The organism is Rhodopseudomonas sp. G2_2311, from assembly GCF_047501505.1.
Taxonomy (GTDB): domain Bacteria; phylum Pseudomonadota; class Alphaproteobacteria; order Rhizobiales; family Xanthobacteraceae; genus Rhodopseudomonas; species Rhodopseudomonas palustris_H.
The window spans coordinates 51,336-73,860 of the sequence record NZ_JAZDRK010000013.1; the positions used below are offsets into that span (position 1 = coordinate 51,336).

Consider the following 22,525-nt stretch of genomic DNA (forward strand, 5'->3'; position numbering starts at 1 on the left):
TTGTTTTGTTTGAGGTCCGAGCCACAGCGCCGGGCGCGCGGCAACGGTCCGTCAGTGTACGGTAGCACCGGTACCGTCCTGCGGCATTACGACTTTCGACGCCAAATCCGCTGATAGTTGCGCTTGCTCAATGTTTTTGGGTTGCCGTGAGGGCATGATGGTACGGACAAGGCATTCACGTCCGCCTTGCCAGCCGTCCATCAGAGGGCGACACTTGCCACCCAACTTGCCATCGGTTCGCTTTGGCGTTCCGAGAGCGAAGACGGTTTGGTTCCAGCTTGCGAGTAAGGGACACCATGAGCACCCCCGCCAGCACGCACTTGATCATTGCCGACGACCACCCGTTGTTTCGCGATGCGCTCCGTCTGGCGGTTGCCAGCGTAGTCTCCTCCGCGAAGATCGGTGAGGTCGGTTCCTTCGAAGACCTGACCGCAATGCTCGAGCGCGAGGGCGACGTCGACCTGGTGCTGCTCGATCTCAAAATGCCGGGGATCAGCGGGTTTTCCGGGCTGATCTACCTTCGGGCTCAGTATCCGGCGATCCCGGTCGTCGTGGTGTCGGCCAGCGACGACGTCGAAACCATCCGCCGCTCGCTCGATTTTGGCGCCTCCGGCTTCGTGCCGAAGCGGTTCGGCGTCGAAAAGCTCGGCGAGGCAATCCTGCGGGTGCTGGACGGCGACGTCTGGGTTCCGCCGGATGTCGACCTGTCTGCGGCGGCCGATCCGGAGACCTCCAAGCTGCGTGACCGGCTGGTGACGCTGACCCCGCAGCAGGTCCGGGTGCTGATGATGTTATCCGAAGGCCTGCTCAACAAGCAGATCGCCTACGAGCTCGGGGTGTCGGAAGCGACCATCAAGGCTCACGTCTCGGCGATCCTGCAGAAGCTCGGCGTCGAAAGCCGCACCCAGGCGGTGATCGCCGCGGCCAAGATCTCCGGCAGCCAGTGGCGCCAGGAAGAGCCGATCGCGTCGTAAGCCCAGCGTTGGCTTAGATCGACCAATTCTTGCTTGTTCCGTTATGGCCGGGCTCGTCCCGGCCATCGACGTCTTTGGACGAGCGTGGCTGCGCAGCAAGGCGTAGATGCCCGGCAAAAGGCCGGGCATGACGGAAGTCGTCGGCCTATCTCCCGTCATTGCCAGCGAAGCGAAGCAATCCAGGGCTCCGGCGCACGGGGCTCCTGGATTGCTTTGTCGGCTTCGCCCCCTCGCAATGACGCTATGAACTCGGCCTTGCGCCGACCTGTCTCGGCGGCGCTTACTCCGCCGCCACGACCGACTGCTGGGCGTGCCACTGGCTCAGCAGCGCCCGCAGCGAGGCGGCCTTCACCGGTTTGTTCAGCACCGCGATTTCTTCCTGCCGCGCCGAGGCGCGGACGCCGGGGCTGCGGTCGGCCGTGATCAGGATCGCCGGGATGCTCTGGCCGAAGCGGGCGCGGATTTCACGGATCGCCGCGATGCCGTTGCCGCGGTCGAGGTGGTAGTCGACGAGAAGGCCGGTGACGCGCTGCTCGCTGCCCTCGATTGCGCGGACCGCGGCTTCCGGATCGGCGACCGCGATCACCTTGGCGTCCCAGGTGGTCAGCAGCGTCTTCATGCCGTCCAGGATCGCCGGATCGTTCTCGATGCAGACCACCAGGATGCCGCTCATCGAGGCGCGCGATAGCGGCGTGGCGCTGGTCACCGCCGCGGTGTGATTGACCGCTTCGGCGATCGGCACCGTCACCGAGAAACAGGAGCCGCCGCCGCGGTTGGAATCGAGCGCAATGCCGTGGTTGAGCACGCGGGCCAGCCGCTCGACGATCGACAGCCCAAGCCCGAGTCCCCGCGCGATCCGCGCGCCCTGTTCGAGCCGGTGAAATTCCTTGAAGATCTCGCCCCGCTTCAGGATCGGCACGCCGACGCCGGTGTCGTAGATGCCGATCCGGAGCGACTGCCCCTGACGGCGGCAGCCAACCAGCACTCGGCCCTGCGGAGTGTATTTGATCGCGTTCGAGATCAGGTTCTGCATCAGCCGGCGCAGCATCAGCCGGTCCGACTGCACCGGCAGCGAACACGGCACAAAGGTCAGCTCCAGCCCCTTGGCGCGCGCGGTCGGCGAGAACTCGATCTCCAGCGAGCGCATCAGGTCGCCGACCACGAAGTTGGTCAGCGACGGCGTCATTGCGCCGGCGTCGAGCCGCGAAATGTCGAGCAGCGCGCCAATGATCTCTTCGATCGCCTGCAGCGACTCGTCGATGTTCTCGACCAGGCGAGAGTCTTCGCCGCCGTTCTGGCGCTCGACCAGGCTGGTGGCGTACAGCCGCGCGGCGTTGAGCGGCTGCAGGATGTCGTGGCTGGCGGCGGCCAGGAAGCGGGTCTTGGAGATGTTGGCTTCTTCGGCCGTGCTCTTGGCGAGCGCGAGCTGCGAATTCAGCCGGGTCAGCTCCTCGGTGCGTTCACGCACCCGGCGTTCCAGCGTGGCGTTGGCGCGCTCTAGCGCTTCGGCGGCTTCGAAGCTCGGAGTGACATCGGAGAAGGTGATCACCAGACCGCCGTCGGGCATTCGGTTGGCGCGGACCTCGACCACCAGATGGCGGTCCGGGAAGCGCTCGATGAACGGTTCGCCTTCGGTGGTGTAGGCCGCCATCCGCATCTGGGTGTGCGCTTCGGCGTCGATCGGTGTGGTGCTGTTGCTGGCGAGGAATTCCAGGATCTCGATCAGCGGAATGCCGATCTGGATGATGTGCGGCGGCAATCCCAGGATCTCGCCGAACTGCCTGTTCGAACAGATCAGTTGCAGCTCGGGATTGAACACCGCAATGCCCTGGCGGACGTGGTTCAGCGCGGTCTGCAGAATCTCGCGGTTGAAATGCAGCGCGGCGTGAGAATCGTCGAGCAGCTTCAGGGCAGCTTCAGCCGACACGGTGCGCTTGCGCAGCAGCAGTGACAGCACCAGCCGGGACGAGGCCGCGCCGATCGAGGAGGCGATCAGATGCTCGGCGTGCTTCAACAGCTCGAAATCTGCAGGTGCCGCGGGATCGAGTGTGATGCGGCGGCCGGCGGCGAAGCTGCGGAAGGAATCGCGCGCACGATCCGGGCCGAGATATTGCGACACCGCGCCGACAATGTCCTGCACCGTCACGGTGGTGCGCCAGCGCCGGAACGCCGGAGTCATCGGCGTCAGCGTGTCCGGGACGAAGACTTCGGCCTGCAGCCGTTCGATCGAGGACGGCTGCCGCAGCAGCGACAGCAGGATGTAGGCGACGAGATTGAGCGATAGGCTCCACAGCACGCCGTGGAGAAGGGGCGGCAGATCGGAGCCGAACAGCGCCTGCGGCCGCAGCGCCTCGATGCCCCACGGGCCGTGCTGCAACAGCAGCAGGCCGGTGGTGCTGTTCTCCATGAAGCTCGGGATGAACAGCGTGTAGGCCCACACGGCGAATCCGACCAGCAGGCCGCCGATCGCGCCGCGCGCAGTGGCGCGGCGCCAGACCAGCCCGCCGAAGAACGACGGCGCGAACTGAGCGATCGCGGCGAACGACAACAGGCCGATGGCGGCGAGCTGAGTGTTGCCGAGTGCCCGGTAGTACAGATAGGCGAGGATCAGGATCGCGAAGATCGCAACCCGCCGCACCGTCAGCAGGAAACTACCGAAATTGCGTTGTTCGTCGGGGCGAGGCGCGCCGTGCCGCTTCAGCACCAGCGGCATCACCAGATCGTTCGACACCATGACGGCCAGCGCGACGCATTCGACGATCACCATCGCGGTGGCGGCCGACAGCCCGCCGATGAACACCGCGACGCTCAGCATCGGCGCGTCGGCGTCGATCGGCAGCGCCAGCACGTACATGTCGCTGTCGACCTTGCCGAACGGGAATTTGACCAGGCCGGCGAGCGCGATCGGAATCACGAACAGATTGATCGCAATCAGGTACAGCGGAAACAGCCAGCGGGCGCGGCCGACTTCGGCCTCGTTCGAATTCTCCACCACGCTGACGTGGAATTGCCGCGGCAGCATCATGAAGGCGCAGAACGACAGCGCCGTCATGGTCAGGAAGTTGGCCGGCGACGTCGAATCCAGCGCGCGGACCGCCTCGGGCATCTGCGTCGCCCGTTCGATCAGCGCCGATGGGCTGAACATCCAGAAGGTGACGAAGATACCGGCCGCCAGGAACGCCACCAGCTTGACGATCGACTCGGTGGCGACCGCCAGCATCAGGCCGTGCTGATGCTCGGTGGCGCTGGCCTGCCGGGTGCCGAACAGCACCGTGAACAAGGCCATCGCCATCGCGACGATCAGCGCGATGTCGCCGACGATCGGGATGTCGGCAATGTTGTGGTCGTCGCCCAGGATGGTCTGCAGCGACGACGACACCGCTTTCAGTTGCAGCGCGATGTAGGGGACCGAGCCGATGATCGCGATGATCGCCACGGTGGCGGCGACCTTCTGGCTTTTGCCGTAGCGGGCGGCAATGAAGTCGGCGATCGAGGTGATGTTCTGCGACTTGGCCAGTCGGATGACCCGGCGCAGCAGCGGTGCAGCGACCAGCACCACCAGGACCGGGCCGACATAGATTGCCAGGAAGTCGAAGCTGGAGCGGCTGGCGAAACCGACCGAGCCGAAGAAGGTCCAGGACGTGCAGTAGATCGCCAGCGACAGCGGGTAGATCAGCCCGCCGGCGCGCTCGCGCTGGCCTTGCGAGAGCCGGTCGCCCCAACTCGCGACGACGAACAGAAACCCGATGTAGGCGAGGGCGGCTGCGATCACGCCCCAGTCGTGCAGCATCGCGGTCGTGCTCCCTCGCGTCAGGCGGCAGGCGATTGATCAATCACTTCCCGCGCAGGCCGCCGGATGCAGGCCTGCAGGACGCAATTGCAAGTCTACCAAAACAGAAGGGGCGCCTGCGACAGGGATTTTCCCGGCCGCGGGCGCCCCCGCTGAAGATCGTTACCGCAGCGTGCGAGCGATACGGATCACTCCGCAGCGATCGCCTTGGCGCCGAGCGGCAGGCCGAGCTCGTTCCACACCTGCACCAGGGCTTCGGCCAGCGCGTCGATCAGCTTGTCGTCGTGATACGGCGACGGCGTGATGCGGAGCCGTTCGAGGCCGCGGGCGACGGTCGGGTAGTTGATCGGCTGGATGTAGATGTTGTGCTGCTCGAGCAGCAGATCGGACGCCTTCTTGCACTTCTCGGCGTCGCCGACGAACACCGGCACGATGTGGGTGTCGGTCGGCATCACCGGAATGCCGGCGTTGTTCAGCACGGCCTTGACGCGTGCGGCGCGATCCTGATGGCGTTCACGCTCCCAGGTCGAGCTGCGCAGATGCTTGATCGCGGCGGTCGCAGCGGCGCAGATCGGCGGCGGCAGCGCGGTGGTGAAGATGAAGCCCGGCGCGTAGGAGCGTACGGCGTCGATCACTTCGGTCTTGCCGGTGATGTAGCCGCCGAGGCAGCCGAACGCCTTGGCAAGGGTCGCTTCGATGATGTCGATGCGGGCCATCACGCCGTCACGCTCGGCGACGCCGGCACCGTGCGCACCGTACATGCCAACCGCGTGCACTTCGTCGCAGTAGGTCATCGCGTTGTACTTCTCGGCGAGATCGCAGATCTTCGCCAGCGGGGCGGTGTCACCGTCCATCGAGTACAGGCTCTCGAACGCGATCAGCTTCGGACGGTCGGGACCGGCGGCGATCAGCAGCTCTTCGAGATGAGCGGTATCGTTGTGGCGCCAGACCACGCGCTCGCAGCCCGACTGACGGATGCCTTCGATCATCGAATTGTGATTGAGGGCGTCCGACAGGATCAGGCAGTTCGGGATCAGCTTGCCGAGGGTCGACAGGCCAGTCTGGTTGGAGACGTAGCCCGAGGTGAACAGCAGCGCCGCTTCCTTGCCGTGCAGCGAGGCGATCTCCTGCTCCAGCTGCACCAGCGGATGATGCGTACCGGCGATGTTGCGGGTGCCGCCGGCGCCGGTGCCGATCCGGGTTGCGGTCTCGACCATCGCGCCGACCACCTTCGGGTGCTGGCCCATGCCGAGATAATCGTTCGAGCACCAGATCACAACATCGCGAGCTCCGGAGTTCGAGTGCCACGTAGCGTGCGGGAACCTGCCGGCAATTCGCTCGAGATCTGCGAACACCCGGTAACGACGCTCGTCGTGAAGTCGGGTGAGAGCGTCTTGAAAGAATTGATTGTACTGCATCGCGATGACCTGTTGGGGAGGCGGGATCGAACGACGGAACGCCGCAGAACCGGCGAAACTATTAGAACTCTTCCATCACCGAAGTCGAGGCGCAATTCGGCGATCGAGCTGCGCCCGACGCGATCCATATCATCGGTTCCGCAGGGCAAGGCTTGATGAAGATCAATGCCTTGGCTCGAATGCGGCCTTGTCAGGGATCACGCGGACAGCGCCGTAAACGTTAAGCGCTGGTGAACCGCAAAACGCCGTCTGTCGTCGGCGCTAGCTGCAAACGGTTCTGCGTCAGCATGTAGTTGACGTGCGCGATCAGCTCGCCGACCGCAAAGCCGGTTTGATGCGCATCCAACACGTGTTTGTGAAATACCACCGGGACCAGCTCGGACGAACTCATCGGGCTGGCGCGGCAGGCATCCGCGATCATCCCGCAGCGCTCCTCGTGATGATCGGCGAGCTGCTTGATGCGGATCTTGACGCCGTGGAACGGCAGGCCATGGCCCGGCAGTACCAGCACGTCGTCCGGTAAGAGTGTGTCGAGCTCGGCAATCGACGAAAGATACGAGCCGAGCGCGTCTTCGTCGGGCTCGTGCGCCCACACGCTGACATTCGGCGAGATCTTGCTCAGCACTTGGTCGGCGGAAAGGAACAGCTTGTCGGCCTCGCAATATAGCATCACCTGATCGGGCGAGTGGCCGGCACCGGTGATGATCCGGAACGACCGTTGCCCGATCGTGATGTCCTTGCCCTTCGCGAGCCTGCGATACGCTGCCGGCAGCGGCACGGTCTTCTTCAGATAGTCCTGGCCGCGGCCGACGAGCTGGTCGATCACAGCTTCGTCGATGCCGTGGCGGCGGAAGAACGCGCGGTTGTTAACCAGCCGCTCTTCGGTGCGGCGGTTCTGATGATACACGCCTTGCAGATACTCGATCTGCGACATGTAGAACGGGCAGCCGAACCGCTGCACGATCCAGCCCGCCATGCCGACATGGTCCGGATGGGCATGGGTGACGATCACCCGGCTGATGCGAAAGCCCGCCAGCGCACCGTCGAACAGCGTTTCCCAGGCCGCGATGGTCGCATCGTTGCCGAAGCCGGTGTCGACCATCGCCCAGCCATCGCCGTCGGCGAGCAGATAGATGTTTACGTGGTTGAGCCTGAACGGCAGCTTCAGCCGCAGCCACAGCACGCCCGGCGCGATCTCGACCGTCTGGTCGGGGCCGGGGTGGCTGTCCTGCACGTAGTGCAATTCGTCGTGCGGCGTCTCGGTCGCGTCGGTCTTCTTATGCATTCGGCGCATGCTCCCTGATCCGGCTTACCGGGCGCGGAGCGGCGGCGCCAGCCGAAAAACCGTCAGGGCCGGTTGCAGTCCTGACAGGCCTCAAATTCCAGCATCTGGACGCAAAAAAAGGCCGGCGGGGGTTAGCCGCCGGCCCTTCCTTTCATGTCGTGTCCCGATTAGGCGGCGCGGATATTGGTCAGGAACGCGTCGATCTCCTCGCGCAGCAGCGCCGCTTCCTGGCGCAGCGAGCCGGAGGCATTCAAGACCTCGGCGGCAGCAGAGCCGGCCTGAGAGGCGGCGGCGCTGACGCCGACGATGTTGCTGGAGACTTCGCTGGTGCCGCCGGCCGCGTGCTGGATGTTGCGGGCGATCTCGCGGGTCGCCGCGCCCTGTTCTTCGACCGCCGCCGTAATGGCGGTAGTCACCTCGTTGATCGAAGTAATGGTCTGGCCGATGTTGCGGATTGCGCCAACGGCCGAGCTGGTCACGCCCTGCATGGCGGCGATCTGCGCCCGGATCTCCTCGGTCGCCTTGGCGGTCTGGCTGGCGAGATCCTTGACCTCGGCGGCCACCACCGCGAAGCCGCGGCCGGCGTCACCGGCACGCGCCGCCTCGATGGTGGCGTTGAGCGCCAGCAGGTTGGTCTGCGAGGCGATGCTCTGGATCAGGTCGATCACCGCGCTGATCCGTTCGGCGTTATCGGCGAGGCCCTGCATCGTGGTGTCGGTCTCGCCCGCCTCGCGCACGGCGCGGGTCGCGATCTCTGCCGAGGTGGTGACCTGACGGCTGATCTCGGCGATCGACGAGGCGAGCTGCTCGGTGCCGGTCGCCACGGTCTGGACGTTGACCGAGGTTTCCTCTGCGGCCGACGCGACGGTGGTAACCAAGGCGCTCGATTGCTCGGATGTGGTCGCCATCGTGTGCGCGGTTTCCTGCATCTGGTCGGCGGAAGATTGCAGCTTTTCCATCGCGCTCCGCACGGTCGCCTCGAATTCGGCGATCCGCGCCTCGATCCGCTGGGTACGTTCGGCCTTCGCAGCGCGATCCTTGTCCTGCTCCTCGCTCAGCGTCCGCGCCCGGATCATGTTGTCGCGGAACACTTCCAGCGATTCGGCCATCACGGCGATTTCGTCGCGGCGGCTGCCGCGTTCGATGGCGGTGCTCAAATCACCGGCCGACAGGCTCTGCATCGACTTCTGCAGGCCGCCAATTCGGCGCAAGATGCTGCGTCCGACATACAGCCAGACGAACAGTGCCGAGCCGATCAGGGTCGCCGCGCCGAGTGCGATCATCACCCGCGTGGCCAGCGTGATCTGCGCCTGCGCGTCCGAGGTGCCGACCGTGGTCTCGTTGCGGACGTTGTCGACGAGCTGCTTGACGCTGATGCCGAGGCCGACGTTGAGCTTGCGGGTCTCGTCGAGCAGCAGATCGCGATAGTCGCGGGCATCGAGCTCGAGCTGGCGCAGCTTGAACGCGCCGGTCTTGCCGTCGCCGAGTGCCATCAGCTTTTGAGCCGCGGCTTTGATGTCAGCGGTTGTCTGATTTTGCGGGAGACCTTCCAAATTGGTATTCACCACCTGGCGGGCTTCCTTAAAGCTGGCTTCGACCGGCTCCAGATCATCGGCGCTGGAAGCCGACAGTGCGGCCATCAGGTTCGAGGCGATCAGATTGCTCTGGGCGATGACGTTGCCGAGCTGTTCGATCTGGCGTCCGGTCGCAGTCGCGTCGTCCTGCGACAGATTGGCCGAACCAAGCACGGCATTCATCTGAGTCTGCGCATCGAGCATCGCAGGGTTAGCAACTGCAATGAAGGCGTCGTGCGAGCGGCGCAGCTCTTCATAGAGCTTGGCGTGTTGTGTGGTCAGATCGAGCCGCTCCTTGGCGGCTGCGCCGAGGCTGCGGATGGTGTCGTCGATGTTCTTCAGGGTTTCGCTGAGCGCCGAAACGACTGCCTTGTCGCCACCGTAAGCAGTGATGTCGGCGAGCTTCTGGATCGCGACCTGCTGGGCCGCCTTCATCCGGGCTGAGCGCTCACGGAGTTGTTCGGCGGAGAGCGAGTCGAGAAGGATCGGGGCCTGGCTGGCGAGACTTTCGCTTTCGGTCGCGAGCTGGAGGCTGGCGGCAAGTTTGGGAATGTCGCGGCCGCTCAGCTCGGCGATCGTACGCCCCAGCTGATGCAGGCTGATCCCGGCCCACGCGCTGATCAGGATCGCCATGCCGGCGATCACCGTGAATGCAGCAAACAGGCTGCCACGAATTCCGAGTTGCGGAAACTTCAGCCGCGGACGCCGGAATATCGCGAATTTCCCAGACATGTTTCCCCCAACCTGGACTTTGCACTGACGCGTCGTCTTGGCGACGCCGGCCGGGAGTATCAGTTTAGGGGGTTAATATTCTTCACGTCGTTCTACGAGGAACGATCGCTATTTGAGCGATCGGTGCACCCGGTTCTGACATGGTTGCGAAAATGAAAAAGGGCCGGCGCGAGGCCGGCCCTTCCAACTTCCCGCAAAGGAAGTGATCAGGTCTTAGTACTTGGCGACGACCGGACCGCCCCAATTGAAGCGGTAGTTCAGGCCGGCCTTGACCACGTGCTCGTCGTTCTTGACCGAATAACCCGGGACCAGATCGACGTTGCCGAAGTCATAGTACTGATACTCGATCTTGCCCGACCAGTTCGGAGCGAACAGGTATTCGAGACCGCCACCGACGGTGTAACCATCGGTCTTGCTGTCGATCGCAACGCCGACGCCGTTGAAGGTCAGGCTGCTCGAGTAGTCGGCGTAAGCCCAACCGCCCTTGGCGTAGAGCAGTGCCGGACCCCAGGTGTAGCCGAGACGGCCGGTGACCGACGCCAGACCACGCTGGTTGTCGGCGTAGGTATAGCCACCCCACGACACCGACTCATTGGTGCCGCTCAGCCAGCTGTACTGACCTTCGATACCGAGCACCCAGTTCGGAGCGAACTGCCAGTCGTAACCGGCCTGCACACCGCCGAGGAACTTGCCGTTGTCGCTGGCGGTAACGCCGGTGCCGATGCTGTTGTCGCCGGAGAAGGCGCCACCGATGTGACCACCGATGTAGAAGCCGGTCCAGTTGTAAACCGGGGCCGGGGCGTAGGCGGGAGCCTTGGTGTACGGGCGGGCGGCGAGGTCCGCGGCGAGGGCCGGGGCCGCGCCGAGGGCGACCAGGGCCACGGTGCTGAGCAGAATCTTCTTCATGTGTTGTCTCCAGACTTTGTCAGACGCACCGCTAGTCGGCGCCATCTGCATCATGCTTAGCGGGATTTTGCGTAAAATGCTGTCACCGGGAGGCCACACTCCCTTTGGAACTAACCTCATGACGACGCACAATTTTTTATACCTAATGGAACCTTAAAGAGATCCAAATTCCGCCTTAATTTGAAACCGTTGGGAGCCTGCGTGATGGCGTGTCAGGGAGCAGGAGGCTGCCCAATTCTTCGGCGCTTGCAAGGAACCATTTAACATATTGAATCTGGGCGGTTTGTGCAGTTCGCGACACTTGCGGGCCGGGCGTCCGCTATTGTTATAATGTAACAGATCTCGATGAAGCGGACTGCCGCACGTGCCACCATCACCTCCTTCGCCATCCCATCTGGGCACGTCATCCGGCCATGTGCATCTGCATGTCCACGGTGCTGAATCGCCGCACCCTCCGCAGCTGGCGCCTTGGTCGATCCTGCGGATGGGGCTTGGGGCCCGAATCGCGGCGGCGCTGGCCGTCAGTGCCGGTCTTTGGACGCTTGTGCTGGTGGCAATGAGATGACCATGCGGGCGCAACTGACCTTCAACGACGTCACCCTCGGCTACGACCGCCACCCGGCGGTGCATCACCTATCGGGACGAATCGACGCCGGCTCGCTGCTGGCAGTGGTCGGGCCGAATGGCGCCGGCAAGTCGACGCTGTTTCGCGGCGTCGTGGGTATCCTGAAGCCGCTGGCGGGATCGATCGATCGGGACGGCCTGGACGTTCACGACATCGCCTATCTTCCCCAGAGCGCCGAGATCGACCGTTCCTTTCCAATTTCGGTGTTCGATTTCGTCGGCACCGGATTGTGGCGCTCGACCGGAGCGTTCGGCCGCATTGACCGGTCTGCGCGGCAGCGAATCTCCCAGGCTCTGGCGGCCGTCGGCCTGTCCGGCTTCGAAAACCGCAATATCGGAACGCTGTCGGGCGGCCAGATGCAGCGCATGCTGTTCGCCCGGGTGCTGCTGCAGGACGCGGCCGTGATTGTGCTCGACGAGCCGTTCAACGCCGTCGACGCTCGCACCACCGCTGACCTCGTCCATCTGGTGCAGCATTGGCACGGCGAAGGCCGCACCGTGGTGGCGGCGCTGCACGACATGGACCTGGTCCACGCCAGCTTCCCCGAGACTCTTCTGCTGGCGCGCACGGCGGTGGCGTGGGGCCCGACCGCCGAGGTGCTGACCGCCGACAACCAGGCCGAAGCGCGGCGGATGTGCGAAGCGTTCGACGACGGCGCGCCGGCCTGCACCGCAGCTTCCCAGGCGGCCTGACATCATGATGCTGTACCAGGCGCTGATCGCGCCGTTCACCGAGTTCGAATTCATGCGCCGGGCGCTCGCCGGTATCGTGGCGCTGTCGCTCGGCGGCGCGCCGATTGGCGTGTTCCTGATGCTGCGGCGGATGAGTCTCGTCGGCGACGCGATGGCGCACGCGATTTTGCCGGGCGCGGCGATCGGCTTTCTGCTGTCGGGCCTCAACCTGTTCGCGATGACGTTCGGCGGCCTGATCGCCGGCTTCGCGGTGGCGATTCTCGCCGGCGTGGTGTCGCGCGTCACCGAATTGAAAGAGGACGCCTCGCTGGCGGCGTTCTACCTGGTGTCGCTCGCGCTCGGCGTCACCATCGTGTCGATGAAGGGTACCAATATCGATCTGCTGCACGTGCTGTTCGGCAACATCCTGGCGATGGACGATCGCACCCTGCTGGTGATCGCCTTCAACGCCACGCTGACGCTGGTGGCGCTCGCGGTGATCTGGCGGCCGCTGGTGATCGAATGCGTCGACCCTTTATTCTTACGGACGGTCAGCCGCGCCGGCGCGCCCGCGCATCTCGCCTTCCTGGCGCTGGTGGTGATCAACCTGGTCAACGGCTTCCACGCGCTCGGCACGCTGCTTGCGGTGGGCCTGATGATTCTGCCCGCCGGCATCGCCAAATTCTGGGCGCGCGACATCACCGGCATGATGATGGTGGCGGTCTCCAGCGCCATGCTGTCCGGCTATGTCGGGCTGGTGTTGTCGTATCAGGCCGGCCTGCCGTCGGGCCCGGCGATCATCCTGGTCGCTGCCGTGCTGTATCTCGGCTCGGTGCTGTTCGGCCGCTTCGGCGGCGTGATTCGCAAGCTGTTTCCCGCACCGCATCTGGAGGCGTAACGCCGATGTTCCGTGTCGTCCTGATCCTCGCCGCCGGCCTTGCCGCGATGCTGCCGGCACGCGCGCAGGAGCGCGTCCGGGTGGTCGCGAGCTTCTCGATTCTCGGTGATTTCGTCCGCAATGTCGGTGGCGACCGCGTCGATATCGCCACGCTGGTCGGCCCTGGCGGCGACGTTCACGTCTATACGCCGTCGCCGACCGACGCCAAGAAAGTCGCCGACGCCAGGCTGCTGGTGGTCAACGGTCTCGGCCTGGAAGGCTGGCTGCCGCGGCTGGTGCAATCGTCCGGCAGCAAGGCCACCGTCGTCACCGCCACCAAGGGCATCATGCCGCGCGATGCCGACGAGGATGACGCCCACGCCGGCGGTGGGCACGCACACGATCACGGCGACGGCCACGCCGATCCGCATGCCTGGCAGTCGGTCGCCAATGCCAAGACCTATGTGGGCAATATCCGCGACGCGCTGATCGCCGCCGATCCGGCCGGCGAGGCCGCATACCGCGCCAACGCCGCGGCGTATCTGGCCAAGCTCGATGCGCTCGACCGCGACGTTCGGGAGGCTGCGGCGAAGATCCCCGAGAGCAAGCGCAAGGTGATCTCGACCCATGACGCCTTCGGCTATTTCGCCGCCGCCTACCGGATCGTCTTCATCGCGCCGCAGGGCGTCTCGACCGAATCCGAAGCCAGCGCCCGCGACGTCGCCAAGATCATCACCCAGATCCGCAAGGACAAGGTGCCGGCGGTGTTCCTGGAAAACGTCACCGACCCGCGGCTGATGCAGCGGATCAGCGCCGAGACCGGCGCCAAGATCGGCGGCACGCTGTATTCCGACAGCCTGACGCCCGAAAACGGCGACGCCCCCACTTACATTGATATGGTCCGGCACAATATAAGAACGCTGACCGGCGCGCTGAGCGGATGACGCAGCGCCGGTCCCGCTGACCCGAGCCTGGACCGCCGCGGCGGTCGCCCGGAATCCGGCGGCCCCGCCATGATTTTCGGCCTCAGCCTTGGAGACGCGCACGCCGTGTGTTTCGGGCCGGGGCTCCGCGCTGGAGTAACTGCCTGATGACCTCTACGGCCGCTTCGAAGATTCCCGTCACCGTGCTCACCGGCTATCTCGGCGCCGGCAAGACCACGCTGCTGAACCGCATCCTGTCGGAAAACCACGGCAAGAAATACGCGGTGATCGTCAACGAATTCGGCGAGATCGGCATAGACAACGACCTCATCATCGGTGCCGACGAAGAAGTGTTCGAAATGAATAACGGCTGCGTCTGCTGCACGGTGCGCGGCGACCTGGTGCGCATTCTCGCCGGCCTGATGAAGCGCAAGGGCAAGTTCGACGCGATCATCGTCGAGACCACCGGCCTCGCCGACCCGGCCCCGGTGGCCCAGACCTTCTTCGTCGACGAAGATGTGCAGAACGCCGCGCGGCTCGATGCGGTGGTGACCGTCGCCGACGCCAAATGGCTGAGCGAGCGGCTGAAGGATGCGCCCGAGGCCAAGAACCAGATCGCCTTCGCCGACGTCATCGTGCTGAACAAGACCGACCTGGTGAGTCCGGCCGAACTCGCGGAAGTCGAGGCGCGCATTCGCGCGATCAACCCGTACGCCAAGCTGCATCGCACCGAGCGCTGTCAGGTCGCGCTCGCCGACGTGCTGGAGCGCGGCGCGTTCGATCTCGACCGGATTCTGGAGATCGAGCCGGCCTTCCTCGAGGCCGACGATCACGATCACCACCATGATCACGACCACGGCCATCATCACCATGGCCACGATCATCATCACGATCACGGACTGAAGCACTATCACGACGAGGACATGCAATCGCTGTCGCTGAAGAGCGACAAGCCGCTCGATCCCGCCAAGTTCATGCCGTGGCTGCAGCAATTGGTGCAGACCGAAGGTGGCAAGATCCTGCGCTCCAAAGGCATCCTCGCCTTCACCGGCGACGACGACCGCTACGTGTTCCAGGGCGTGCATATGATGCTGGAAGGCGATCACCAGCGCGCCTGGAAAGAGGGCGAGCCGCGCGAGAGCCGCGTGGTGTTCATCGGTCGCGATCTGCCCGAACAGGCGATCCGCGACGGCTTCGCCAAGTGCATCGCGTCATGAGCGGCTTCGAGGCGCCCGGCGAGGCCGGGTCGATCGCGTCGGTCACCGACCGGGTCAAGCCGGTTGCGATCGAAGGCGGCGCCAGTGCGGTCCACTTCCTCGGCGACACCGCGGTGTTTATCGGCACCGAGGAAAACGCGACGCTGGTCGCTGCCGACGGCACGACCTCGACCGTTTCGCTGCACGGCGGCGGCATTCTCAGCGCGGCCTGTGACGGCAAGCGCATCGTTACCGGCGGCGACGACGGCAAGGTGACGCTGCTGGATGGTTCGGGCAATGCCGAGACCTTCGCGACCGATGCCAAGCGGCGCTGGATCGACAACGTCGCGATGCATCCGGACGGCGCGGTGGCGTGGTCGGCCGGCAAGATCGCGTACGTTCGCGCGCCGAAGGGCGAAGACAAGTTCTTCGAGGTGCCATCGACCGTCGGCGGCCTCGCCTTCGCGCCGAAGGGGCTGCGGCTCGCGATCGCGCACTACAACGGCGTGACGCTGTGGTTTCCGAACATGGCCGGCAACGCCGAGTTCCTCGAATGGGCCGGTTCGCATCTCGGCGTGATCTTCAGTCCCGATAACCGCTTCCTGGTCACCGCGATGCACGAGCCGGCGCTGCACGGCTGGCGGCTGGCGGATGCCAAGCACATGCGGATGACCGGCTATCCCGGCCGGGTGCGGTCGATGTCCTGGACGGTCGGCGGCAAGGGGCTCGCCACGTCGGGCGCCGATACCGTGATCATCTGGCCGTTTGCCAGCAAGGACGGTCCGATGGGCAAGCAGCCGGCGATGCTGGCGCCGCTGCAGGCCCGCGTCAGCGCGGTCGCGTGCCATCCGAAGAACGACATTCTTGCGGCCGGCTACAGCGACGGCACTGTGCTGCTGGTGCGGATGAACGACGGCGCCGAGATTCTCGCCCGCCGTAATGACACGCCGCCGATCGCCGCGCTCGCCTGGAACGCCAAAGGTACGCTGCTGGCATTTTCCGACGAGGATGGTGCGGGCGGCATCCTTCCGCTGTAAGAGGGAACCGTCTCCGAAAGCAGGCGGCTCCCGATGCGGTTTCTCACGACCTTCCAGACAGCGGACTTCTTCGACACGCTGGTCAGCCTTGCCGTTGCCTTCGTGCTCGGCATGCTGATCGGCGCCGAGCGGCAGTACCGGACCCGCACCGCAGGGCTGCGCACCAATGTGCTGGTGGCAGTCGGCGCCGCAGCCTTCGTCGATCTGGCGATGCATCTGGCCGGTGCCGACGGCGCGGTCCGGGTGATCGCCTATGTGGTCTCCGGCATCGGCTTCCTCGGCGCCGGCGTGATCATGAAAGAGGGCATGAACGTCCGCGGCCTCAACACCGCGGCGACGCTGTGGAGCTCGGCGGCTGTCGGTTGCTGCGCCGGCGGCGATCTGGTGGCCCAGGCGGTGGCGCTGACGGTGTTCGTGATCGCCGGCAACACCCTGCTGCGGCCGCTGGTCAATGCGATCAACCGCATCCCGTTCGACGAACGCACTTCGGAGGCGACCTATGCGGTGCGTCTCACCGCCGGCAGCGCGGCTGCCGGGCGGCTGCGCGAGCACCTCGAGGAGCGGCTGGAAAAGGCCGACTATCCGGTGGCGGAAGTCGAGGTCGAAACGCTCGAGCATGCCGAGGACAAGGTCGAGATCGTTGCCACGCTGGTATCGACCGCGGTGGAGCCGAGCGAACTCGATGCGGTGGTCGACGAACTCGGCAGGGAAGCCGGTGTCGAATTCGCCACCTGGGAAACCAGCACTAAAGATTGATTCACCTTGTCGCTAATTCTGACCATTCGGGAACCCGGTGCGACACCGGAACCCGGAACGATGCCCGCGCGCGTCCGTTGGTTCGGCGAGCAAGGGTGAGGGTCATGACAGCGAACAACAACGACAAGGAGCGCGGCCTCAAGCGGGATCTGCTGCTGGCCGGTGTGCTGATCGCGGCGGGCGTGGCGCTATCCGGCCTGTCGCTCACCCAGGTTGATACCAGCACTGGACGGCTGCAATTCGCCCAGGCGACGCCGCAGCCGCCGACCTCGACCCCGGGCGCGGAAACCAAGTCGCCGGCCCCGGACGATCCGAAGCCGACCGGCGCCCGCCCGCATGATATTCCCCCGCAACCGGCGCGGCCTGACCAGGACGCGATCCAGTCCGGTGCCAAGCCGGCGCTACCGCCCGCTCCGCCGGAGAAGATCGGCGACCCGATCAAGCCAAAGGGCAGCTGAACCCACGACAGTTAGAAACGGAAGATCGATACTGGCCGGGCCGCATTGCGGGCTCGGCCTTTTTCTTGTGCTGAGAGTGGAGCTTTCATCGTGGCGGGAGATTCCGGGTTCGCGCTACGCGCGCCCCGGAATGACTCGTGGAGGCGACTCGCCACACAACGTCATTCCGGGGCGCGAGCGCAGCTCGCGAACCCGGAATCTCGCCGTGTTCTGGCGGGAAGCGGACAGCGCGAACGCTGTCTGTTCAAAGGCCGCTCGGCCTCAACGCACCAGGACGTTCTTGAACTGCCACGGATCGGAGGTGTCGATGTCTTCCGGGAACAGGCCGGGGCGGTCGGCGAGCGGGGTCCAGTCGGTGTAGTAGCCCTTCACCGGGCCGAGATACGGCGTCTGCACTTCGAGGCAGCGGCGGAAGTCCATTTCGTCGGCTTCGACGATGCCGGCTTCCGGATTCTCCAGCGCCCACACCATGCCGGCCAGCACCGCCGACGACACCTGCATGCCGGTGGCGTTCTGATACGGGCAAACCTTGCGGGTTTCTTCGATCGAGAGCTGCGAGCCGTACCAGTAGGCGTTCTTGGCATGGCCGTAGACCAGCACGCCGAGCTCGTCGATGCCGTCGACGATTTCGTTCTCGTCGAGGATGTGCCACTTCGGCTGCATCTTGCCTTCGGCGCCGAACATCTCGTGCAGCGACAGCACCGCGTCGTTGGCCGGGTGATAGGCGTAGTGGCAGGTCGGCCGGTACACCACGTTCTGGCCGTCGCGGACCGTGAAGTAATCGGCGATCGAGATCGACTCGTTGTGAGTCACCAGGAAGCCGTACTGCGGGCCCGGCGTCGGACACCAGGTGCGGACGCGGGTGTTGGCGCCCGGCTGCAGTAGGTAGATCGCCGCCTGGCAGCCTTCAGTGTGCTTGCGGCCGTTGTCCGGGATCCACTTTTCGTGGGTGCCCCAGCCGAGTTCGGCCGGCTGCAGGCCTTCGGACACGAAGCCCTCGACCGACCAGGTGTTGACGAACACGTTCATCGGCTTCGGGGTCTTGGCGCGCTGGGTATCACGCTCGGCGATGTGGATGCCCTTGACGCCGAGCTTCTGCGCCAGCTGGCCCCAGCCTTCGCGGCTCTTCGGCTCGTTGACTTCGACGCCGGTGTCGCGGGCGATATCGAGCAGCGCCTGCTTGACGAACCACGACACCATGCCGGGGTTGGCGCCGCAGGTCGACACCGCGGTGGTGCCGCCCGGGTTCTTGGCCTTGGCGGCCAGCAGGGTCTCGCGCAGCGCGTAGTTGGAGCGCTTCTCCGGGCCGGCGTTCTTGTCGAAGTAGAAGCCGAGCCACGGCTCGACGACGGTGTCGATATACAGAGAACCGATCTCGCGGCACATCGTCATGAGGTCGACCGAGCCGGTATCGACCGACAGGTTGACGCAGAAGCCCTGGCCGCCGCCTTCGGTCAGCAGCGGAACCAGCAGCTCGCGGTAGTTGTCCTTGGTCACCGCCTGCTTGATGAAGCGGACGCCGTGCTTCTCGGCGAGTTCACTGTCCGCGTGCGGATCGATGATCACGAACCGCTTCTTGTCGTACTCGAAGTGCCGCTCGATCAAGGGCAGCGTGCCCTTGCCGATCGAGCCGAAGCCGATCATCACGATGGGGCCGGTGATCTTGGCGTGGATCTTCGAGGTAGACGACATCAGGTTTGAACTCCGGACAGGGTGGCAGGGGTTACGCCGCTATGTGCGGGCAGGACAGTTCGGGAATGTGACGGCGAGGTGAATTTCAGATGTCACCCGCGACGGCTACTCAATTCGGTTCGGACACGCTGAGCACCGTCAGCGAGCGCCGCTCGCCCGACGGGGTCTCGAAACTGATCGATTGTCCGACGGAGAGGCCGATAAGGGCCGCCCCGATCGGGGTCAATACCGAAATACGACCAGCCTCGACGTCGGCTTCGGTCGGATAGACCAGCGTGACCTGCTTTTCCTTGCCGGTGGTATCGTCCCGGAAGGTGAGGGCTGACTCCATGCAGACGATCCCGGGCAGGGGATCGTGGTCAGGCGCCACATTGGCGCGAGCGACCTCTCCGGCGAGGAAATCGGCCGTGGCCGGATAGCGCTGCGCAGCGGCTTCGGCGAGCTGGCCGAGCCGTTCGGCATCGCGATTCCGGATGGTAATCGGCGGTCGTTGGGTACGAATGGACTGGATCATGTCTTTCACGGGTCCTTGTCACGCCGAGCGCGTCATGCGCAGCGGCATTCACGGGATAAGTAGCAGTCTGAAAAAGGGGAGAAGTCGTCGACGAGATCGTTAAGCCCGGACGGCGCACGCGCGCGCCCGGGTCACCTTCCTGCGTGAAGGCGACCGGCGCGCAGCGTCAAGCGGTTGCGGGGCAAGATCATCATGATCGTCGGAACGTAGGGCTCCCCGTCCGAAAGTCAACGGGGAAGCCGAGAAGGGTCGGTTGCGCCAAGTGAGTGGTGCGGCATTTTGGCCGCCCCGCGTCAGCTCCGGCGCTTCGCGGTGACTTCGATTTCGATCTTCATTTCCGGCTTGTAGAGGCCGGCAACCGCGACGATCGTCGCCGCCGGGCGGATCTCGCTCAGATTCTCACCACACACTGCGAAGACCGCGTCCGCATCCTTCGGGTCGGTGATGTAGTAGGTTGCGCGCACGATATCTTCCATCGCAAAGCCCGCTTCCTTCAGCGCCGCGCCGATGGTCTTGAAGCAGTTGCGGGTCTGCGAGGTCACATCCTCGGGCAGGGTCATGGTCGTGTAGTCGTAGCCGGTGGTCCCCGAGACGAAGACGAAATCACCATCGACCACGGCGCGGCTGTAGCCGGCAGTCTTTTCGAACGGCGATCCGGTGGAAATCAGGCGACGCGACATATCAGGACGACCTTGAAGTTGAGGGGAACTTGGGTGAGCAGCCAATGCCGCGTCTGCCCCGGCAAATCAAGCCTTGCTGGAGACGGGAGCGGCGGTGGCGGGATCAGGCTGTCGTGGTCTCCGGGGCGCGGGTGCGTCGGCGCCGCAAGGCGTCGACCGCGATTTTGAGCGCGAATACGGCGAGCACGAATACGGTCACGCGCGGCCTTTTGGCCGGATCGCGCGGGGCGAAGACGCGGTGGGTCGGACGGGGAAAACGCATCGGACCCTCCTTACGCGGCGCGACGAAGACGCACCCGCTCGGCGCGCGCCGGCTTGGCGGCTGCGCCGGTGGCGACGATCAGGCCGGACGCGCCATCGAGCGCGCTGTCACGCAGTTCGAGCCCGAGCAGGCGGTCGCGCTCGAACGGGCCGGGCAATGCCAGCGCGCCCATCTTGTCGGCCGAGAAGCCGAACCGTGCGTAGTAGGGCGCATCGCCCAGCAGAATGACGGCGCCGTGGCCGCGGGCGGCGGCTTCCGCCAGCGCCACGCGCATCAAGGCGCCGCCGACGCCGAGCTCGCGGCAGGAGGAATCGACGGCGAGGGGGCCGAGCACGAGTGCGGCCCGGCCCCCTGCGTCAACGTGCCAGAGCCGCACCGTGCCGACCAGCCGGCCTTGACGGACCGCGGAGAAAGCGAGGCCTTCCGCGGGCGCGCGTCCATCACGCAAACGCTGGCAGGTGCGCGCATGCCGGCCTTCGCCGAAGCACGCATCCAGCAGGCGCTCACGCGCGGCAATGTCGGAGCTCTTTTCCGCACGGATCGCGAACGGAACGGCTGCGACGTTCAAGGCAGTCAGGTCGGCGAGGGTATTCGTCATGGCACGTCGATCCCCACGCCATCCGGCGAACCGCGCCGGCAGCGTGTTGTCAGCAGATAGCAATGTGACAGGGAGAGGCCGGCAAGCCGGCCTCAATTCTTCTGCTCCCTCTCCCGCCTGCGGGAGAGGGCCGGGGTGAGGGCGACACCAGTCGCTGATTCACCCTGCTATCCGGCCTCCGCAGCGCGGAGGAGCGGACATCAGATGTGGTAGGTCGCCAGCGGCGGGAAGCCGTTGAACGCCACCGACGAGTAGGTCGACGTATAGGCCCCGGTGCCTTCGATCAGCAGCTTGTCGCCGATCTCGAGCGTCACCGGCAGCGGATACGGCATCTTCTCGTACAGCACGTCGGCCGAATCGCAGGTCGGGCCGGCGAGCACGCAGGGCGTCATCTCGGCGCCGTCGTGGCGCGAGCGGATCGCGTAGCGGATCGACTCGTCCATCGTCTCGGCGAGACCGCCGAACTTGCCGATGTCGAGATACACCCAGCGCACGTCGTCCTCGTCGCTCTTCTTCGAAATCAGAACGACTTCGGTCTCGATCACGCCGGCGTTGCCGACCATGCCGCGGCCCGGCTCGATGATGGTCTCCGGGATCTGGTTGCCGAAGTGCTTGCGCAGCGCCCGGAAGATCGAGCGGCCGTACTGCACGACCGGCGGGACTTCCTTCAGATACTTGGTCGGGAAGCCGCCACCCATGTTGACCATCGACAGCTGGATGCCGCGCTCGGCGCAGTCGCGGAACACGGTCGCGGCCATCGCCAGCGCGCGGTCCCACGCCTTCACCTTGCGCTGCTGCGAGCCGACATGGAACGAGATGCCATAGGCTTCCAGGCCGAGACGCTTGGCGTTGTCGAGCACGTCCACCGCCATCTCCGGATCGCAGCCGAACTTGCGCGACAGCGGCCACTCGGCGCCGGCGCAATCGTACAGGATGCGGCAGAACACCTTCGAGCCGGGCGCCGCACGCGCGACCTTCTCCACCTCGGCGGTGCAGTCGACCGAGAACAGGCGGATGCCGAGCTCGTAGGCGCGCGCGATGTCGCGCTCCTTCTTGATGGTGTTACCAAACGAGATGCGGTCCGGGGTCGCTCCCGCGGCCAGCGCCATCTGGATTTCCTGCACCGAGGCGCAGTCGAAGCACGAGCCCAGCGAGGCCAGCAGCGACAGCACTTCCGGCGCCGGGTTGGCCTTGATCGCATAGAACACGCGGCTGTCCGGCAGCGCCTTGGCGAAATGCATGAAGTTGTCGCGGACCACTTCGAGGTCGACGACCAGGCACGGCTCGACGTCCAGACCCTTGGCGCGGCGGTCGCGCAGGAATTCACGGATACGTTCGGTCATGGCACTCTCCCACGCGCCCAGCGACGGGCGCTTACCAACGATGGCGCTGATCCGACGGCTTCAGCGCCGTCGCGCGATGGAGGCGCGACGAGCGATCAGCTCGGACGAGCAGTGCTGCCTTGGATTGGTTGGGAAGGATCCCGCCCGCTCACTGGCAATGAAGGACAAGCCTCTTCGGTATTCGCGCCGGCTGATGGAAAGCCGGCAGAGACCA

Annotated in this window: 19 protein-coding genes; 8 read left to right on the top strand and 11 right to left on the bottom strand. The window is 65.2% G+C overall.

Features of this window, described 5'->3' with window-relative positions:
- Nucleotides 1–296 precede the first annotated feature (296 nt).
- On the top strand, nt 297–974 hold the full coding sequence (locus VRZ08_RS16880; RefSeq protein WP_011156603.1) for a response regulator transcription factor: 678 nt from the start codon (nt 297–299) through the stop codon (nt 972–974).
- A gap of 280 nt (nt 975–1,254) precedes the next feature.
- Here the strand turns inward: VRZ08_RS16880 and VRZ08_RS16885 are convergent, their stop codons facing one another.
- From VRZ08_RS16885 to VRZ08_RS16905, 5 genes are all read right to left on the bottom strand, one after another.
- The gene (locus VRZ08_RS16885; protein WP_414533271.1) at nt 1,255–4,764 is read right to left on the bottom strand and encodes a NahK/ErcS family hybrid sensor histidine kinase/response regulator; all 3,510 of its coding nucleotides are present in this window, start codon (nt 4,762–4,764) and stop codon (nt 1,255–1,257) included.
- A 188-nt stretch (nt 4,765–4,952) separates the two neighbouring features.
- Nucleotides 4,953–6,182, bottom strand: a complete 1,230-nt coding sequence (hemA, locus tag VRZ08_RS16890; protein ID WP_263990624.1) for a 5-aminolevulinate synthase — start codon at nt 6,180–6,182, stop codon at nt 4,953–4,955.
- A 220-nt stretch (nt 6,183–6,402) separates the two neighbouring features.
- Nucleotides 6,403–7,467, bottom strand: a complete 1,065-nt coding sequence (locus tag VRZ08_RS16895; protein ID WP_414533272.1) for an MBL fold metallo-hydrolase — start codon at nt 7,465–7,467, stop codon at nt 6,403–6,405.
- Nucleotides 7,468–7,634: 167 nt separating this feature from the next.
- On the bottom strand, nt 7,635–9,773 hold the full coding sequence (locus VRZ08_RS16900; protein WP_346296479.1) for a methyl-accepting chemotaxis protein: 2,139 nt from the start codon (nt 9,771–9,773) through the stop codon (nt 7,635–7,637).
- A 213-nt stretch (nt 9,774–9,986) separates the two neighbouring features.
- A complete protein-coding gene (locus VRZ08_RS16905) occupies nt 9,987–10,679 on the bottom strand; it encodes an outer membrane protein (RefSeq protein WP_414533273.1) in 693 nt (230 codons plus the stop codon).
- Between the two features lie 567 nt (nt 10,680–11,246).
- Between VRZ08_RS16905 and VRZ08_RS16910 the strand changes: the two genes are divergently transcribed.
- The 7 genes from VRZ08_RS16910 (at nt 11,247) to VRZ08_RS16940 (ending at nt 17,222) form a co-directional block, all read left to right on the top strand.
- Entirely contained in the window at nt 11,247–11,996 is a 750-nt protein-coding gene (locus tag VRZ08_RS16910) for a metal ABC transporter ATP-binding protein (RefSeq protein ID WP_264075561.1), read from the top strand.
- Between the two features lie 7 nt (nt 11,997–12,003).
- Nucleotides 12,004–12,873 carry a metal ABC transporter permease gene (locus tag VRZ08_RS16915; RefSeq protein WP_041810197.1) on the top strand — a complete coding sequence of 290 codons (870 nt, stop codon included), beginning with the start codon at nt 12,004–12,006 and terminating at the stop codon, nt 12,871–12,873.
- 5 nt (nt 12,874–12,878) lie between these two features.
- Nucleotides 12,879–13,796: a metal ABC transporter substrate-binding protein gene (locus tag VRZ08_RS16920; protein WP_414533274.1), complete on the top strand. Its 918-nt coding sequence runs from the start codon at nt 12,879–12,881 to the stop codon at nt 13,794–13,796.
- Nucleotides 13,797–13,942: 146 nt separating this feature from the next.
- A complete protein-coding gene (locus tag VRZ08_RS16925) occupies nt 13,943–14,992 on the top strand; it encodes a CobW family GTP-binding protein (RefSeq protein ID WP_012494533.1) in 1,050 nt (349 codons plus the stop codon).
- Nucleotides 14,989–16,008, top strand: a complete 1,020-nt coding sequence (locus VRZ08_RS16930) for a WD40 repeat domain-containing protein (protein WP_414533275.1) — start codon at nt 14,989–14,991, stop codon at nt 16,006–16,008. The genes VRZ08_RS16925 and VRZ08_RS16930 overlap by 4 nt, the downstream gene beginning before the upstream one ends.
- Before the next feature lie 33 nt (nt 16,009–16,041).
- Nucleotides 16,042–16,764 carry an MgtC/SapB family protein gene (locus VRZ08_RS16935; protein WP_263990632.1) on the top strand — a complete coding sequence of 241 codons (723 nt, stop codon included), beginning with the start codon at nt 16,042–16,044 and terminating at the stop codon, nt 16,762–16,764.
- A gap of 104 nt (nt 16,765–16,868) precedes the next feature.
- Nucleotides 16,869–17,222, top strand: a complete 354-nt coding sequence (locus tag VRZ08_RS16940) for a hypothetical protein (RefSeq protein WP_414533276.1) — start codon at nt 16,869–16,871, stop codon at nt 17,220–17,222.
- Between the two features lie 261 nt (nt 17,223–17,483).
- Here the strand turns inward: VRZ08_RS16940 and VRZ08_RS16945 are convergent, their stop codons facing one another.
- From VRZ08_RS16945 to VRZ08_RS16970, 6 genes are all read right to left on the bottom strand, one after another.
- Nucleotides 17,484–18,914 (bottom strand): homospermidine synthase, encoded by a 1,431-nt coding sequence (locus VRZ08_RS16945; RefSeq protein ID WP_264054331.1) that lies wholly within the window; start codon nt 18,912–18,914, stop codon nt 17,484–17,486.
- A 109-nt stretch (nt 18,915–19,023) separates the two neighbouring features.
- Nucleotides 19,024–19,428 carry a nucleoside diphosphate kinase regulator gene (gene rnk / locus VRZ08_RS16950; RefSeq protein WP_107354310.1) on the bottom strand — a complete coding sequence of 135 codons (405 nt, stop codon included), beginning with the start codon at nt 19,426–19,428 and terminating at the stop codon, nt 19,024–19,026.
- A gap of 293 nt (nt 19,429–19,721) precedes the next feature.
- Nucleotides 19,722–20,108 (bottom strand): RidA family protein, encoded by a 387-nt coding sequence (locus VRZ08_RS16955; RefSeq protein WP_013500818.1) that lies wholly within the window; start codon nt 20,106–20,108, stop codon nt 19,722–19,724.
- A 103-nt stretch (nt 20,109–20,211) separates the two neighbouring features.
- Nucleotides 20,212–20,370, bottom strand: coding sequence for a hypothetical protein (locus VRZ08_RS16960; protein ID WP_408018917.1), 159 nt, complete (start codon nt 20,368–20,370; stop codon nt 20,212–20,214).
- 10 nt (nt 20,371–20,380) lie between these two features.
- A complete protein-coding gene (locus tag VRZ08_RS16965) occupies nt 20,381–20,968 on the bottom strand; it encodes a GNAT family N-acetyltransferase (protein ID WP_414533277.1) in 588 nt (195 codons plus the stop codon).
- 200 nt (nt 20,969–21,168) lie between these two features.
- Nucleotides 21,169–22,311: a type III PLP-dependent enzyme gene (locus VRZ08_RS16970; RefSeq protein ID WP_107354312.1), complete on the bottom strand. Its 1,143-nt coding sequence runs from the start codon at nt 22,309–22,311 to the stop codon at nt 21,169–21,171.
- Nucleotides 22,312–22,525: the final 214 nt, after the last annotated feature.

Bases quoted from the DNA above. Each gene is read 5' to 3' on its own strand.
- VRZ08_RS16915 (WP_041810197.1), top strand. From the start codon at position 12,004: ATGCTGTACCAGGCGCTGATCGCGCCGTTCACCGAGTTCGAATTCATG.
- VRZ08_RS16940 (WP_414533276.1), top strand. From the start codon at position 16,869: ATGACAGCGAACAACAACGACAAGGAGCGCGGCCTCAAGCGGGATCTG.
- hemA (WP_263990624.1), bottom strand. From the start codon at position 6,182: ATGCAGTACAATCAATTCTTTCAAGACGCTCTCACCCGACTTCACGAC.
- VRZ08_RS16900 (WP_346296479.1), bottom strand. From the start codon at position 9,773: ATGTCTGGGAAATTCGCGATATTCCGGCGTCCGCGGCTGAAGTTTCCG.
- VRZ08_RS16965 (WP_414533277.1), bottom strand. From the start codon at position 20,968: ATGACGAATACCCTCGCCGACCTGACTGCCTTGAACGTCGCAGCCGTT.
- VRZ08_RS16960 (WP_408018917.1), bottom strand. From the start codon at position 20,370: ATGCGTTTTCCCCGTCCGACCCACCGCGTCTTCGCCCCGCGCGATCCG.
- VRZ08_RS16925 (WP_012494533.1), top strand. From the start codon at position 13,943: ATGACCTCTACGGCCGCTTCGAAGATTCCCGTCACCGTGCTCACCGGC.
- VRZ08_RS16970 (WP_107354312.1), bottom strand. From the start codon at position 22,311: ATGACCGAACGTATCCGTGAATTCCTGCGCGACCGCCGCGCCAAGGGT.
- VRZ08_RS16880 (WP_011156603.1), top strand. From the start codon at position 297: ATGAGCACCCCCGCCAGCACGCACTTGATCATTGCCGACGACCACCCG.
- VRZ08_RS16910 (WP_264075561.1), top strand. From the start codon at position 11,247: ATGCGGGCGCAACTGACCTTCAACGACGTCACCCTCGGCTACGACCGC.
- VRZ08_RS16935 (WP_263990632.1), top strand. From the start codon at position 16,042: ATGCGGTTTCTCACGACCTTCCAGACAGCGGACTTCTTCGACACGCTG.
- VRZ08_RS16895 (WP_414533272.1), bottom strand. From the start codon at position 7,467: ATGCATAAGAAGACCGACGCGACCGAGACGCCGCACGACGAATTGCAC.
- VRZ08_RS16930 (WP_414533275.1), top strand. From the start codon at position 14,989: ATGAGCGGCTTCGAGGCGCCCGGCGAGGCCGGGTCGATCGCGTCGGTC.
- VRZ08_RS16920 (WP_414533274.1), top strand. From the start codon at position 12,879: ATGTTCCGTGTCGTCCTGATCCTCGCCGCCGGCCTTGCCGCGATGCTG.
- VRZ08_RS16955 (WP_013500818.1), bottom strand. From the start codon at position 20,108: ATGTCGCGTCGCCTGATTTCCACCGGATCGCCGTTCGAAAAGACTGCC.
- VRZ08_RS16905 (WP_414533273.1), bottom strand. From the start codon at position 10,679: ATGAAGAAGATTCTGCTCAGCACCGTGGCCCTGGTCGCCCTCGGCGCG.
- VRZ08_RS16885 (WP_414533271.1), bottom strand. From the start codon at position 4,764: ATGCTGCACGACTGGGGCGTGATCGCAGCCGCCCTCGCCTACATCGGG.
- rnk (WP_107354310.1), bottom strand. From the start codon at position 19,428: ATGATCCAGTCCATTCGTACCCAACGACCGCCGATTACCATCCGGAAT.
- VRZ08_RS16945 (WP_264054331.1), bottom strand. From the start codon at position 18,914: ATGTCGTCTACCTCGAAGATCCACGCCAAGATCACCGGCCCCATCGTG.